The 14,193-nt window shown below is 71.5% G+C and carries 15 protein-coding genes; 7 read left to right on the top strand and 8 right to left on the bottom strand.

Annotation, left to right across the window (positions count from 1 at the left end; translation table 11 throughout):
• Positions 1–144 precede the first annotated feature (144 nt).
• On the bottom strand, positions 145–1,299 hold the full coding sequence (locus ASE20_RS07995) for an acyl-CoA dehydrogenase family protein (RefSeq protein WP_056894042.1): 1,155 nt from the start codon (positions 1,297–1,299) through the stop codon (positions 145–147).
• A gap of 110 nt (positions 1,300–1,409) precedes the next feature.
• Between ASE20_RS07995 and ASE20_RS07990 the strand changes: the two genes are divergently transcribed.
• The 3 genes from ASE20_RS07990 to ASE20_RS07980 all read left to right on the top strand — a co-directional run bounded on the left by ASE20_RS07990 (position 1,410) and on the right by ASE20_RS07980 (position 3,409).
• On the top strand, positions 1,410–2,096 hold the full coding sequence (locus tag ASE20_RS07990; protein WP_056894041.1) for a TetR/AcrR family transcriptional regulator: 687 nt from the start codon (positions 1,410–1,412) through the stop codon (positions 2,094–2,096).
• A 144-nt stretch (positions 2,097–2,240) separates the two neighbouring features.
• Positions 2,241–2,954, top strand: a complete 714-nt coding sequence (locus tag ASE20_RS07985) for a GTP cyclohydrolase II (protein ID WP_082612252.1) — start codon at positions 2,241–2,243, stop codon at positions 2,952–2,954.
• Complete coding sequence (locus ASE20_RS07980; protein ID WP_225868985.1) at positions 2,951–3,409, top strand: MarR family winged helix-turn-helix transcriptional regulator; 459 nt, start codon at positions 2,951–2,953, stop codon at positions 3,407–3,409. The genes ASE20_RS07985 and ASE20_RS07980 overlap by 4 nt, the downstream gene beginning before the upstream one ends.
• A gap of 3 nt (positions 3,410–3,412) precedes the next feature.
• Here the strand turns inward: ASE20_RS07980 and ASE20_RS07975 are convergent, their stop codons facing one another.
• The gene (locus tag ASE20_RS07975; RefSeq protein ID WP_056894040.1) at positions 3,413–4,102 is read right to left on the bottom strand and encodes a pirin family protein; all 690 of its coding nucleotides are present in this window, start codon (positions 4,100–4,102) and stop codon (positions 3,413–3,415) included.
• 78 nt (positions 4,103–4,180) lie between these two features.
• Between ASE20_RS07975 and ASE20_RS07970 the strand changes: the two genes are divergently transcribed.
• Together ASE20_RS07970 and ASE20_RS07965 are read left to right on the top strand one after the other, a co-directional pair.
• Positions 4,181–5,542: a GH1 family beta-glucosidase gene (locus ASE20_RS07970; protein ID WP_056894039.1), complete on the top strand. Its 1,362-nt coding sequence runs from the start codon at positions 4,181–4,183 to the stop codon at positions 5,540–5,542.
• A gap of 72 nt (positions 5,543–5,614) precedes the next feature.
• A complete protein-coding gene (locus ASE20_RS07965) occupies positions 5,615–6,580 on the top strand; it encodes an NADPH:quinone oxidoreductase family protein (RefSeq protein WP_056894038.1) in 966 nt (321 codons plus the stop codon).
• Between the two features lie 22 nt (positions 6,581–6,602).
• Here ASE20_RS07965 and ASE20_RS07960 read toward each other — a convergent pair whose 3' ends face one another.
• The 3 genes from ASE20_RS07960 to ASE20_RS07950 all read right to left on the bottom strand — a co-directional run bounded on the left by ASE20_RS07960 (position 6,603) and on the right by ASE20_RS07950 (position 8,412).
• Positions 6,603–7,124: a CAP domain-containing protein gene (locus ASE20_RS07960; protein ID WP_162260977.1), complete on the bottom strand. Its 522-nt coding sequence runs from the start codon at positions 7,122–7,124 to the stop codon at positions 6,603–6,605.
• A gap of 58 nt (positions 7,125–7,182) precedes the next feature.
• The gene (locus ASE20_RS07955; RefSeq protein ID WP_082612250.1) at positions 7,183–7,749 is read right to left on the bottom strand and encodes a CAP domain-containing protein; all 567 of its coding nucleotides are present in this window, start codon (positions 7,747–7,749) and stop codon (positions 7,183–7,185) included.
• Between the two features lie 123 nt (positions 7,750–7,872).
• Positions 7,873–8,412, bottom strand: a complete 540-nt coding sequence (locus ASE20_RS07950) for a CAP domain-containing protein (RefSeq protein ID WP_056894036.1) — start codon at positions 8,410–8,412, stop codon at positions 7,873–7,875.
• Positions 8,413–8,545: 133 nt separating this feature from the next.
• On the opposite strand from ASE20_RS07950, the gene ASE20_RS07945 reads away from it, so the two are divergent.
• Positions 8,546–10,495, top strand: a complete 1,950-nt coding sequence (locus ASE20_RS07945) for a M13 family metallopeptidase (RefSeq protein WP_056894035.1) — start codon at positions 8,546–8,548, stop codon at positions 10,493–10,495.
• Positions 10,496–10,580: 85 nt separating this feature from the next.
• Here the strand turns inward: ASE20_RS07945 and ASE20_RS07940 are convergent, their stop codons facing one another.
• The 3 genes from ASE20_RS07940 to ASE20_RS07930 are packed head-to-tail and all read right to left on the bottom strand — an operon-like array spanning position 10,581 to position 12,285.
• Positions 10,581–11,036, bottom strand: a complete 456-nt coding sequence (locus tag ASE20_RS07940; RefSeq protein ID WP_056894034.1) for a hypothetical protein — start codon at positions 11,034–11,036, stop codon at positions 10,581–10,583.
• A gap of 53 nt (positions 11,037–11,089) precedes the next feature.
• Positions 11,090–11,725, bottom strand: coding sequence for a hypothetical protein (locus ASE20_RS07935; protein WP_056894033.1), 636 nt, complete (start codon positions 11,723–11,725; stop codon positions 11,090–11,092).
• Positions 11,725–12,285 (bottom strand): DUF3558 domain-containing protein, encoded by a 561-nt coding sequence (locus ASE20_RS07930; RefSeq protein WP_056894032.1) that lies wholly within the window; start codon positions 12,283–12,285, stop codon positions 11,725–11,727. The genes ASE20_RS07935 and ASE20_RS07930 overlap by 1 nt, the downstream gene beginning before the upstream one ends.
• 130 nt (positions 12,286–12,415) lie before the next feature.
• Between ASE20_RS07930 and ASE20_RS07925 the strand changes: the two genes are divergently transcribed.
• On the top strand, positions 12,416–14,029 hold the full coding sequence (locus tag ASE20_RS07925; protein WP_056894031.1) for a helix-turn-helix domain-containing protein: 1,614 nt from the start codon (positions 12,416–12,418) through the stop codon (positions 14,027–14,029).
• Positions 14,030–14,193 lie beyond the last annotated feature (164 nt).

Raw genomic sequence — 14,193 nt, 5'->3', positions numbered from 1 at the left:
CGGCGTGTGCTCGTCAGGACCCGCTCATCCCACCCACACATGCAGCAGAAGAGCCGAAACTTCCTCGTCCAAGCGTGAGTTTCGTCGTCCAAGCACGGGAGAAACACCGGCCGGCCGGTGAAACTCCTCTGTGGAGACGGAGCCTCAGGCAGGCGCGGGCAGCGACCGGCTGATGATCTCCTTCATGATCTCGCTCGTGCCGGCGTAGATCTGTGACACCCGGAGGTCGGCCCAGGCGCGGGCGATCGGGTATTCGTTCATGTAGCCGTAGCCCCCGTGCAGCTGGAGGCACATGTCGGCGACCTTCTGGGCGCGCTCGGAGCACCAGAGCTTGGCCATCGCGACGGTGGGGATGTCGAGCTGCTTCTCGAGGTGGAGCTCGATGCACTCGTCGACGAAGGAGCGGGCGACGCGGGACTCGGTGGCGATCTCGGCCACCTTGAACTTGGTGTTCTGGAAGCCCCAGATCGGGCGGCCGAACGCCTGGCGCTCGTGGACGTAGCGGAGGGTCTCCTCGAAGCACAGCTCCATCGCGGCGACGTTCGAGACGGCGACGATCAGGCGCTCCTGGGGGAGCTGCTCCATCAGCTGGATGAAGCCTTGGCCCTCCTCGGAGCCGAGCAGGTTGGTGACCGGGATCCGCACGTCCTCGAAGAACAGCTCGGAGGTGTCCTGGCCCTTCATGCCGATCTTGTCGAGCACCTTGCCGCGGGCGAAGCCGGGGGTGTCGGTCGGGACGATGACCAGGGAGATGCCGGCGGCGGCCTCCTCCGGGTTGGTCTTCACGACGGTGATGACCATGTCGGCCTGGGCGCCGTTGGTGATGAAGATCTTGGAGCCGTTGACGACGTACTCGTCGCCCTCACGGATCGCCTTGGCCTTGATCGACTGCAGGTCCGAGCCGGTGCCGGGCTCGGTCATCGCGATGGCGCCGACGACCTCACCGCTGGCCATCCTTGGCAACCACTCCAGCTTCTGCTCCTCGGTGCCGTAGTTGAGGATGTAGTGGGCCACGATCCCGTTGTGGAGCGAGGCGCCCCACGAGCTGTCGCCGACCCGGGCCTGCTCCTCGATCAGGATCGCCTCGTGGGCGAACGAGCCGCCCCCGCCGCCGTACTCCTCGGGGACCGACAGGCACAGCAGACCGACCTCGCCGGCCTTGTTCCACAGGTCGCGGTCGACCTGCTTGTTCTCGATGAACCGGTCGACGTTCGGCTTGATCTCCTTCTCGCAGAACGTGCGGGCGAGGTCACGGAAGTCGTCGAGGTCGGTGTTCATCCACGGCGAGCGACGGGGCATCTTCGGTCCTTAAGAGGTCGGGTACGGCGCTGGGTACACCATGTATCAGGCACAGGGTGCCATGCGGACACCTCTGGATACAAGGTGTATCCGCGCGCTAACCTCCCCCTGTGGTGGACGTGGTGAAGTGGGTCGACTCGACCGTGCGCCGGCGCAATGCCAAGGAGGCGCTGGAGAGCGACGCCCGCCGGGCGCAGGTCGTCCAGGCCGCGATCGACGCGATCGAGGAGGGCGGCTCTGCCGTCGGGATGGGCCAGATCGCCGAGCGCGCCGGCATCCCGCGCCCCAACGTCTACCGCCACTTCGCCAGCAAGGAGCAGCTCGACGCCGAGGTCGCGCGCTACGCCGCCACCGAGCTGATCCGCCGGGTCCGGCCCCACTTCGCCCGCGCCGGTACGCCGGCCGAGATCGTCGGCGGCCTGATCGCTCCCTGTGTCGCGTGGGCCGCCGAGCACCCCCACCTGTTCCGGTTCCTCGCGGCGCAGCAGCAGACCAAGGCACTGCACCGCGCGCGGCTCGGCCGCACCCGCCTGCTGAGCGAGATCGTCGACGCTGCCCGTGCCTACCTCCGCGAGACCCCGCTCTCCGCCGACCCGCCCGAGGGCGTCCTGGTCGGCGTGATGGGGATGGTGGACGCGAGCATCATCTGGTGGTTCGACCACCACGACGAGTCGCAGGAGCAGCTCGTCGAGCGGCTGACCCGGCAGGTGACCGCGGTGCTCAGTGACACGCTGGCGCAGTACGGGCTCGTCGTCCCCGACGACATGGTGTTCGACCCCGAGGCCAAGAAGGTCTGAGGCCCAAGGCTCCGACGCAACGTCATAGGCTCCGGGGGCTCAAGCCCACGGAGCCTATGACGCAAGCTCCGTCAAGCCGGGAATAACAGGCGGCGGGGTCGCCTTGCACCTCCATCATTTCAAGTTTGAAATAATGGAGCGACGATGACGACCTGCCTCACCCGCGTCCCCCGGACGACGAACCGCGACGTCCCCGCGATCCTGCGCGCCCCCGCGCCCGTCGCCGCGATCCGCACCCAGGTCGTCGTCCCCCTGCGCTTCCCCGACGGCTACGCCACCACCGCCGACGTGGTCACCTTCGAGGGCCTGGTCGACGGCAAGGAGCACCTGCTGCTCGGGCTCGGCAGCTGGCGCGAGCGCATCGCCGCCCTCCCCGACGGCGGTACGGCGCCGCTGGTCCGCCCGCACAGCGAGTGCCTCACCGGCGACGTCTTCGGCTCGGAGCGCTGCGACTGCGGTCCCCAGCTGCGCGAGGCGGTCGAGCGGATCGCCGACGAGGGCGGGTTCCTGCTCTACCTGCGCCAGGAGGGTCGCGGCATCGGCCTGTACGCCAAGCTCGACGCCTACGCGCTCCAGGACGCCGGCCTCGACACCTACGAGGCCAACCTCGCGCTCGGCCGGGGCGAGGACGAGCGTGACTACCGCGCCGCCGCGCAGATGCTGCGGGCCGTCGGCGCCGACCGGATCCGGCTGCTGAGCAACAACCCCGACAAGGCCGCGCAGCTGGCCGAGCACGGCGTGGGTGTCGACGAGCGGGTGCCGACCGGCGTGCACCTGTCCGAGGCCAACCGCCGTTACCTGACGGTCAAGCGGGACCACACCGCGCACACGCTCGATCTGGGAGAATTGTCCGCGTGACGACGTGGCTCGACGAGGACGAGATGGCGGCCTGGCTGCCCCTCATCCGGATCGTGCACGCCCTCCCGCAGGCGCTCGACAAGTTGCTGCGTGAGGAGGTGGGCATCCCGCACAACTACTACGGGATGCTCGCCACCCTCTCGGCTCAGCCCGACCGCACGCTCACGATGGGCGACCTCGCCCGGCTCACGGCGTCCAGCCCGTCGCGGCTCAGCCACGCGATCGCCGCGCTCGAGCAGCGCGGCTGGGTCGAGCGGCAGCAGTGCGCCGAGGACAAGCGGCGCCAGTTCGTGACGCTCACCGAGGGTGGCGCCGCGATGCTCGAGGAGGTCGCGCCCAGCCACGTCGCGCACGTGCGCGAGCTGATCTTCGACCGGCTCAGCCCCGAGCAGGTCCGCCAGCTCGCCGAGATCGGCCGGGCCCTGGTCGACGACGCGGAGCTGGGCGAGGCCTGAGGGTCAGGCGAACGTCCAGACGAGCAGCTCGGTCGGGATCGCCGCCGTCACGTCGTACGACGGCCGGTCGGCCAGAGCGAAGGCGTCGCCGGCCGAGAGCGGCTCCGCCAGCGAGGAGCGCAGCAGCGCACCGGTCGCCACGAAGGCGTGCACCCGCCCGGCGGACGGCAGCGCCAGCGTCTCGCCCGCTGCCAGCCGGGCCACGTCGAGGGCCGCGCCCGCGACCCCCACGGACAGCGGCCCGCCGGGGCCGACGACCCGCACCCATCCCGCCCCCGGTACGGCGTGCGCCGACGCCTTCGCGTAGTGCGGCGAGCCCTCCGGGTCGTCCGGCGTGAGCCAGACCTGCACGAACCGCGCCGGTCCGTCGTCGCCGGCGACCTCGGAGTGCCGCACGCCCGAACCGGCGCTCAGCACGCCGCACTCGCCCGCGCGCAGCACCGCGGAGCCACCGGCGCCGTCGCGGTGCACGACCGAGCCCGAGACCACCCAGGTGACGATCTCGAGGGCGGCGTGCGGGTGCTCCTCGAAGCCGGTCCCGCGGCCCAGCACGTGGTCGTCGTGGCACACCATCGGACCGAACGAGATCCGCTCGGGGTCCAGGTGCGGACCGAACGAGAAGGCGTGCTGGCTCAGCCGCCCGGCAACACGCTCGGTGAACCGGTCTGTTCCCCTGCGGATCTCTGCGCTCACGTGTCAGATTGTGCCGGTGACCTTTGGCGCACGCGCGGCAGGCCGTCGTCCGGGCACGCACACGGGAGGGTGTACCCGATGGCGGACGAGGTGAGGGACCTGGTCGACCGGTTGCCGACCGGCTTCCGGTTCGGGACGAGCACGGCGTCGTACCAGATCGAGGGCGCGGTGGCCGAGGACGGCCGGGGGCCGTCGGTGTGGGACACGTTCACCTCCGAGCCGGGCCGGATCGTCGACGGGTCGAGCGGCGCCGTGGCGTGCGACCACTACCACCGGTACGCCGAGGACATCGAGCTGATGCGGCGCCTCGGCGCCGACGGCTACCGGTTCTCGATCGCGTGGCCGCGCATCCAGCCGAGCGGCTCCGGGCCGGCGAACGTGAAGGGCCTGGACTTCTACGACCGGCTGGTCGACGGGCTGCTCGCGGCCGGGATCAAGCCGATGGCGACGCTCTTCCACTGGGACCTCCCGCAGGCGCTGGAGGACGACGGCGGCTGGCTCAACCGGATCACCATCGAGCGCTTCGCTGACTACGCCGCGATCGTCGGCGAGCGGCTCGCCGACCGGGTCACCGACTGGGTGCCCGTCAACGAGCCGAACGTGGTGACCTTGATGGGCCACGCGGTCGGGATGCACGCCCCGGGCAAGGCGCTTATGTTCGACGCGCTCCCCGTCGGTCACCACCTGCTGGTCGCCCACGGCCGTGCCGCGATCGCGCTGCGCGCCGCGGGTGCGTCGAGCGTGGGCTGCGCCAACAACCACGCCCCGATCTGGCCGGCCTCCGACGACCCCGCCGACGTCGGTGCGGCGAAGCTCTTCGACGCGCTCTGGAACGCCCACTACCTCGAGGGCATGCTGCTCGGCCGCTACTCCGACGACCTGATGATGCTGCTCGAGGACCACGTCCGCGACGGTGACTTCGCCACGATGCGCCAGCCCCTCGACTTCTACGGCGTCAACTACTACAACCCGATGCGGATCGGTGCGGCCGACGAGACCGCCGAGCTGCCGTTCGAGTTCCGCGACGTGCTGGGCTACCCGCTGACCGACTTCGGCTGGCCCGTCGTACCCGATGCGCTGCGGGAGTGGCTCATCATGTTCCGCGCCCGGCTGCGCGCCGCCGTACCCCCGATCGTGATCACGGAGTCCGGCTGCGCCTACAACATGGGTCCCGACGAGCACGGTGTCGTCGACGACCACGAGCGGGTGGACTACCACGCCGCGCACCTGACGGCCGTCGCCGAGGCCGTCGAGCGGGGCGTCGACGTGCGCGGCTACTACGCCTGGTCACTCATCGACAACTTCGAGTGGGCCGAGGGCTACACGCAGCGCTTCGGGCTCGTCCACGTCGACTACGACACCCAGGTGCGCACGCCCAAGCGCTCCTTCAACTGGTACGCCGACCTGGTCGCCCGCCACAGGGCGGCCCACCCGGTGTGACCGCGCGCCCGCACGGGACACGGGCGACACACGAGCGGAGCGAGCCCAGTGCACACCGGTAGCCTGCGGTCCATGCGCGCGGTCCAGGTCATCACCACCACCGGCCCCGACGACATCGTCGTCACCGACGTACCGGAGCCGGTTCCCGGTCCCGGCGAGGTGCTCGTCGAGGTCCACAGCGTCGGCATCGCCTTCCCGGACCTGCTGCTGAGCAAGGGGATGTACCAGCTGCGCCCGGAGCCGCCGTTCACCCTCGGCGTCGACTTCGCCGGCGTCGTGGTCGCGGGCGAGGGCTTCGAGCCGGGCCAGCGCGTCGCGGGCGTCGGCGGGTACGGCGGGGCGGCCGAGCTGGTCGTCGGCTCGGTGGAGAACGTCTTCCCGATCCCCGACTCGATCACCTTCGACGAGGCCGTCGCGCTCCCCATGAACTACCTGACCGCCCTCTTCGCCCTCGACGAGCGCGGGGGCGTGCAGGCCGGCGACACCGTGCTCGTGCACGGTGCGGCCGGCGGCGTCGGGACCGCCACGATCCAGGTCGCCAAGGCCCTCGGCGCGCGCACCATCGCGGTCGCGAGCACCGAGGAGAAGCGGGCCTACGCCCTCGCCGCCGGCGCCGACGAGGCGATCCCGGTGGAGGGCTTCAAGGACGCCGCGCGCGAGCTCACCGGCGGCAACGGCGTGGACGTCGTCCTCGACGTCGTGGGCGGCTCGCTGTTCACGGACTCCCTGCGGGCGCTGGCCCGCCAGGGTCGGGTGCTCGTCGTCGGCTTCGCCTCCGGCGAGGGCATCCCCGAGGTCAAGGTCAACCGGCTGCTGCTGACCAACACCGACATCCGCGGCGTCGGCTGGGGCGAGTACGCCTTCTCCCACCCGGGCTACATGCGCCAGCAGTGGGCGCAGCTGCTGCCGATGATCGAGTCCGGCACCGTGAAGCCGCCGGTCGGCAAGGTCTACCCGATCGAGGAGTTCGGCCGCGCGCTGGTCGACATGGACGAGCGGGCCACGCTCGGCAAGTCGGTCGTGCGGATCCGCGACTGACCAGCGTGGTTCGAGGCCGGGCTCAGCGGCGGGCCAGGTCGATGGTCCACCACGGCCGCCCGGTCGACGACCTGACCACACCGGCACCGACGTGCACGAACCGGCAGTTGAGCAGGATCTTGCGGTGCAGCGAGCTCTGCATCCACATCGCCACCACCGTGTCGGAGGAGCGCGCTCCGCTGGCGATCACCTCGCCGACCATCGTGGCGCCGGTGTAGCCGGCGGCGCGGATCCGCGCCTGCAGGGTCGACTCGCCGCTCAACCGGTGGCTGAGGACGCCGCGGCGCGCCATGGTGATGCTGTGCCGCCGGGCCGAGGTCCGCAGCGCGGCGTTCAGCTGCAGCGGCCGGCAACCTGCCCGCACCCGGCGGCCGTTGACCGCCTTGAGGACGTCGGACTCCAGGGTGGAGACCACGGTCGTCCGCGGCACCCCCGAGACCGGTACGACGGCGGCCGGGCCGCTCGTCGTGGCTGTCGACAGCGTGCCGGGCAGCACGAGCACGAGGCCGAGCAGGGCAACGGCGAGGGGGGAACCGAGACGCACGCGGCTCATCATGGTGGTCCTGTCAACCATCGTGTCCCCCGTCGCGGATCCGGCGCCCTCAGCGGCGGCCGAAGTCCTGGGTCCAGTACATCCGCCGACCGGTCCACACCACGCCGATGCCGATCTCGCGCAGGCTGCAGTCGGCGATGTTGCGGTGGTGCGAGTAGCTGGCCCACCAGGCGCTCATCACGCGCGGCGCGGTGTTGAATCCGGCGGCGATGTTCTCCGCGACGCGGGTCCACCCGGTGTATCCCGACGCGGTGATCCGGCGCCCGAGGCGCATCTCGCCGGGCAGCTGGTGGGACATGACACCGGCCTGGGCCATCCGGCGCGAGTGGTTGCGGGCGGCCTGGCGCAGGTCGGTGTTGATCCGCAGCGGCCGGCAGCCGGCGAGCGCCCGCTTGGTGTTCGTGAGCAGGACCGCGGCGCTCTCGAGGACGTTGTTGAACACGAGGGTCAGGGACCTGGTCGCGATGGTCGTGCTGGTGGTGGTGCTGGTGGTCGTGCTGGTGCTGGTCGACACGGCCGCGGCGGCCGGAGCCGCCGTACCGACGCCTGATGGGCCGACGAAGATGGCGGCGGCGACGAGCGCGCCGATGACGAATGACTGAATCCCCCGGTTCATGTCATCGATGGTCCGGGACCTGTGCCGGTCGTCACATCGATGCTCCGACCGGCCTTGGATAGTCCGAACGGACTACTGTTACGCCGCTTCCGGACCGTCTCGTCCGGGGGTGCTCACAACCGGTCAGCGCCTGCCGAAGTTCTGGGTCCACCAGAGCTGGCCGCCGTCCAGGGCGACGCCGACGCCGAGGTCGCGGTACCTGCAGTTCAAGATGTTGCGGCGGTGGCTCGGGCTGTTCATCCAGGCCCGGACGACCGACGACGGACCGCTGAACCCGCGGGCGACGTTCTCGGCGACCGAGCTCCAGCCGCGGTAGCCGGCACGGGTGATCCGCCGGCTGAAGTAGGGCTCACCGGGCAGCTGGTGCGACATCAGGTCGTGCGCCGCCATCGTGACGGTGTGACCCCGGGCCGACTTGCGCAGGTAGGTGTTGGCGCGCAGGGTCGGGCAGCCGTGCTTGCGGCGCTCGACGTTGGTCAGCGCGAGCACGCGGTCCTCGAGCAGCCGCTGGATCAGCAGCCGGGTCGGTACGACGTCCTGCACGCTCACGACGCTGCGGGTCACGCCGCTCGGCGCGACGACGGCGGCCTCCGAGGGAGAGCCGGCCATGCCGAGCGCGAGGCCCAGCACCGTGCAGGCCACCAGTCGGAAGATCTTCGTCATGGTGGATCGATCGGGACCGGCCGCCCGCTGCTGAGCATCGCGGGCGAATTCAGGACCCCCGTCCCGAGCGGCCCGACCGACCGGAGGGTCCCGGCCCCATCGACCGCTTCCGCGTCGGGTCTAGGCTCGCCCCGTGAGCATCCTCGATGACGCCCGACCGGGCATGGACCCTGCCATCCGCCCCCAGGACGACCTCTTCGGCCACGTCAACGGCGCCTGGCTGCGCGACGCCGAGATCCCCTCCGACCGGTCCAGCTGGGGCCCCTTCGTCCAGCTCGCCGACCAGGCGGAGGAGGACGTGCGCGCGATCATCACCGAGCTCGCCGCCTCCCCCGACGGCGACGAGGACGCGCGCAAGATCGCCGACCTCTACAACTCCTTCATGGCGACCGACCGGGTCGAGGCCGCCGGGCTCGCGCCCGCCCAGCCGATGATCGACGCGGTCGCCGGCCTGCGCGACGTCCGCGACGTCGCCGCCTTCCTCGGCGAGTTCGAGCGGATCGGCGGCTACGGCCTCTTCGGGTCCTACGTCGACACCGACGACCGCCAGTCCGACCGCTACCTCTTCCACGTGGTGCAGGGCGGTCTCGGCCTGCCCGACGAGTCCTACTACCGCGAGGACAAGTTCGCCGACATCCGCGAGGCGTACGTCGCCTACCTCACCCGCCTGCTGACGCTCGGCGGCCACGTGGATCCCGCCGGCGCCGCGCAGCGGATCCTCGAGCTCGACACCGACCTCGCCAAGGGTCACTGGGAGCGCGCCGAGACCCGCGACGTCCAGAAGACCTACAACCGGCTGACCGCCGACGAGCTCAAGGCGCTGTGCCCCGGGTTCGACTGGGACGCCTACATCACCAACCTGGGCGGCCGGCTCAGCGGCCCGCAGGCGACCATCGCCGAGGTCGTGGTGCGGCAGCCGTCGTACCTCCAGCACCTGTCGGGCGTCCTCGAGGCGACCCCGGTCGAGGCGTGGCGCGACTGGTTCCTCTCGCGCGTGCTGCGGTCCGCGGCGCCGTACCTGTCCGAGGAGTTCGTCCAGACCAACTTCGACTTCTACGGCCGCACCCTGTCGGGCACCCCCGAGCTGCGCGCGCGGTGGAAGCGCGCGGTGTCCTTCGTCGAGGGCGCGATGGGCGAGGCCGTCGGCAAGGAGTACGTCGCGCGGCACTTCCCGCCGACCTCCAAGGCGATGATGGACGACCTGGTCGCCAACCTGCTCGCGGCGTACCGCCAGTCCATCAGCAAGCTCGACTGGATGACCGAGGAGACGAAGCAGCGGGCCTACCAGAAGCTCGACACCTTCCGGCCGAAGATCGGCTACCCGGAGAGGTTCCGCGACTACAGCGCTCTCGTCGTCGTCCCCGACGACCTGGTGGCCAACGCCCAGGCCGCGGCCGGCTTCGAGACCGACCGCCAGCTCGCCAAGATCGGCGCGCCCGTCGACCGCGACGAGTGGTTCATGCTGCCGCAGACGGTCAACGCCTACTACAACCCCGGCACCAACGAGATCTGCTTCCCCGCGGGCATCCTGCAGAAGCCCTTCTTCGCGCCCGACGCGCTCGAGGCGGAGAACTACGGCGGCATCGGCGCGGTCATCGGCCACGAGGTCGGCCACGGCTTCGACGACCAGGGCGCCCAGTACGACGGCGAGGGCAACCTCAACGACTGGTGGACCCCCGACGACAAGGCCGCCTTCGAGGTCAAGTCGAAGGCCCTGATCTCGCAGTACGACGGCTTCGCGCCGCGCAACCTGCCCGACGAGAAGGTCAACGGCGCGCTCACCGTCGGCGAGAACATCGGCGACCTCGGCGGCCTGACCATCGCCCACACCGCCTTCCAGATCGCCCGGGGCGGCAACGCCTCGGTCGAGGACCGCACCAAGCTGTTCTTCAACTGGGCCTACGTGTGGCGCACCAAGCGTCGCCTCGAGCAGGAGCAGCAGTACCTCACCATCGACCCCCACAGCCCGCCGGAGTTCCGCGCCAACATCGTGCGCAACCTCGACGAGTTCCACGAGGTGTTCGGCACCGCCCCCGGCGACGGCCTCTGGCTCGACCCGGAGCAGCGCGTCCGCATCTGGTGAGGAGCAGGAGCTGTGTGGGTGGGAGTGGCCTGGGGGCCACTCCCACCCACACAGATCACACGATGCCCGCCGGGTCAGCCGGCCTTCACGGGAAGATGGCGCAGACCAGGCGAAGGTTGACCGTGTCGCTGGAATCGACGTCGGGACTGTAGGCGGTCACGCCGGTGTTGCTCGTGTCGAGCTGGACCGCACCGCGTGAGTTGGTCATCCATCCCGTGGCGGCGAGGACGCGGTAGCCGGAGGGGCAGCTGGCCGGAGCGGTGTTCCAGCTGCCGCCGATCACGGGTGCCGACGCGAGGATGACCTTGGGGGCCTGGACGCCCCGTGCGGACGTGGCCAGGTCACCGCGACCGACCGTCGCATTCTTGATGTCGGTGCCGGTCAGGCTGCCGTTGGCGATGTCGATGCTGGTGACCGTGCCGTCCTTGATCTGCTTGCCGGTGATCAGGGCGCCGGCGACCGCTCCTCCCGTGCCGGACGCGACGACGATCCCAGTGACGATGGCAATGGTGGCGACATTGGACTTCGTGAACAGGCGCATGGGCCCCACCGTTCCAGCTGGTGAGGGTCCCGTGCGATAGGGATGATGACCAATCAGGGGGTGGCTGGAACACAGATCACGTAGCCACTGACTGCCATGTCGATGGCGCCCGTGTTCCTGCCTTCGACCCGCCAGGCGTCGGCGTACGTGGTCGGTGTGGTGATGGCGCCGGTGGGGACGCCGCCATCGCGGGTGGCCTTGACGGGGACACTCGTCGAGACTGCGGCCGAGGTCTGGTCGAACGCGCCTCCGCCGCCGACCGCCCAACTCCCGTTGGGGCAGTAGACGTTGACGACGGCATTGCCACCTGGAACCGATTCCGCGCCCCGCTCATGGACGATCGTGTAGCCGGCTGACAACGAGGCCGGGGTCCCAGGCGCTCCCGGTGCTCCCGGTGCTCCCGGTGCTCCCGGTGCTCCAGGTGGTCCGGGAACTCCGGCCGGACCGGTCGCGCCTTTCAGGCTGGCCTTGGCCGCGGCCGACAGGTCGGTGGTTCCCAGGCTGCCGTTCTTGACGTCAGCTCCGGTCAGGTTGCCGTTGGCGATGTCGATGCTGGTGACGGTGCCGTCCTTGATCTGCCTGCCGGTGATCATCGCGCCGGCGACGGCACCGCCGGTTCCGGAGACGAGCGCGATCCCGGTGACGATGGCGATGGTGGCGACGTTGGCCCGTGAGAACGCGGCGGCCATCAGCCCGCGTCCGCCATCAGCTTCAGCAGCTTCTCGCTGATCGCGAGCAGCTCGTCCTCGCCCATGCTGGTCGCCTGCGCGAGGTTGAGCGTCGAGATGACGGTGCCGGACAGCACCCCGCCCGCGACGTGGAGGCTCTCGCCGCCGGCGACGGTCCCGATGTCGACGTACGCCGCGTCGCCGAGCCCGGACACGTCGTGGCGGGTCGAGGTGTCCATCGCACCCTTGGAGCCGGACTGGTAGGTCTCGTAGCCGCCCGCACCCTCACCGAGCTCGGTGGCGCCGAGGGTGCCGCTGAGCGCCCGCGGGTCCTCCTGCGAGAACGCGCAGCCGCCGAACGGGTCCGTCTCCAGGGTCACCGAGGCCCCCACTGCCTCGGTGATCTGCTCGGCGGTGAGCAGCTCGCAGTACTTCGGGAGCGCCGCCGGCTCCCCGCCGTCCGAGGACGACGTCGTCGGGCCGGTGCCCCCGTCGCCCTTCGCGTCGGACTCGCCGTCGTCGCCGCACCCGGCGGCCAGCGCGGCCACCAGGGTCAGCCCGGTGATCAGTGCACGCCTCATCGAGGTCCCCTCCCGTCGTACCGGATCAGGACTCTGGTGGCTCCCGGCTCGCGGCGGTAGTAGGGAATCGGTGTAATGCGATTCGCGGAACGCCGCCCGCGGCGGCGTCCCGACGTGGGACCGTCGGTCCATGGCCGCGGGAGAGCTCCTCGACGACGTCCTCGGCCACCTCGCCGCGGGTACGCCGGAGCTGGCGCGCGCCGCATGCCTGGCCGCTGTCGAGGGCGCCGGCCCGGCCGCGCTCGGACTGGCGGCGCTCGCGGACTTCTGGCTCGGTGACTTCGCCGCCGGCACCCGGCACGCCCTCGAGGGCCTGGCCCGTGCCGAGGACGACTGCACCCGCGCGCTGTGCCTGGCCGCGGCGTCGCTCGCGACCGGGGGCGACATCGATGCAGCCCCGGTGGACGGCGACGAGCTGCGCGGGCTGCTCGCCGCCGCCGGCGACCCGTCCTCCCGCTGGTGGTCGGCCGTCCGGTACGTCGCCTCGGAGGCCGCCCTGGTCGGGGCCCGGATCCGCACCGCCGCCGCGATGGACGCCACCGGCCCGCCCGCGGGCGCGGCTTGGCAGGGCCACCCGTTCGCGCCCGTGATGTGGATCTGCCAGGCACGCATCGCCGCCTTCTCCGGGCGGATCGACCCCGCGCAGGCGCTGCTCCCGTCGGTCCGCGCGTCGGTGGTCCCCGACAGCCGGCTCGCCCCGGTCACCGAGGCGGTGGCCGTGCTGGTCCGCGGCAACGCCGGTGATGCCGACGGCATCCGGATCGCGGCCGACATCGCGGCGCGGGTCCCCGACCAGCCGCGCGACTTCCTCGACCGGGGAGCGCTGCTGCTGCTCGCGTTCGGCGCGATCGCGGTCTACGACGTCCGTACCGCGGCGAGCCTGGCGTTCCGCGCGGGCGCCGACGCGGCGCTGAGCCAGTGCACGCTGATCGACCGCGCGCTCTGCTTCGAGATGTTCCTCAACGCCGCGCTGCTCGAGGAGGACGCCGACGCGGTCGGCGCCTGGCTCGAGGCGCTCACCGAGCTCGCCGGTCATCCCTCCACCGCGCCCAGCGTGCGTCGTGCCCGTGCCCGCGTCGCGATCGCCGCGGGCGATTCCGAGACCGCGATCGAGCTGCTCGTACCCAGCATCGAGGCCTGCCTCGCCGACGAGCGCGGCGTCGAGGCCGCCGAGGGACAGATCCTGCTCGGCCGTGCCCGGATCCTCGCCGAGGACCTCGGCACCGCCTCCCGTGAGCTGCGGGCCCTGGTCGCCGACAGCGACCGGGCCGGGTTCGGTGCCGTCCGCCGGGCCGCGACGGCCGCCCTCGCCTCGTCGGGCCGCCGCCTCCCGCCCATCGCCGGCGCCGGCTGGGACGGCCTGTCCGAGCGCGAGGCCGAGGTCGCCCGCGCCGTCCTCCTCGGCCAGGAGGTCGAGGAGATCGCCGCCGCGCTGTTCCTCGCCCCGAGCACCGTGCGTACCCACGTCTCCCGGGTCCTGTGCGCCTTCGGCGTCGCCACCCGGATCGGCCTGCTCGCCGCCGTCGGCGCCACGTCGCCCGCGGACCCCGTCGCACCGCCGGCCCTCAGCCCTCGCCAGTCCGAGGTGGCCGCACTGGTCGCCGCCGGCCGGACGAACCCCCAGATCGCCGAGGCCCTCGGCATCTCGGTCAAGGGCGTGGAGAAGCACGTCGGCGACGTCCTGGCCCGCTGGCACGCGGGGTCCCGGTTCGAGGTCGCCCGGATCTGGTGGTCCCGGGCCTGATCCGTCCCCGACCCCGTGATCTGCCACCGAACGGTGCGGGTGAACCTGCCACACGGCGGGCTCGGGTCTCGCGACGCGGGTCGGTCTCGCTTGCTTCGCTGCGTGCCCGCCCCGCTCCTCGACCTCCCGGCCCCGGGGCCGGGAAAAAAGGTGCAGCCGCCGGA

Source organism: Nocardioides sp. Root240 (genome assembly GCF_001428825.1).
GTDB lineage: Bacteria > Actinomycetota > Actinomycetes > Propionibacteriales > Nocardioidaceae > Nocardioides.
The sequence above is the reverse complement of the archived record's forward strand: the minus strand, read 5'-3'. Positions and strand labels throughout refer to the sequence as shown.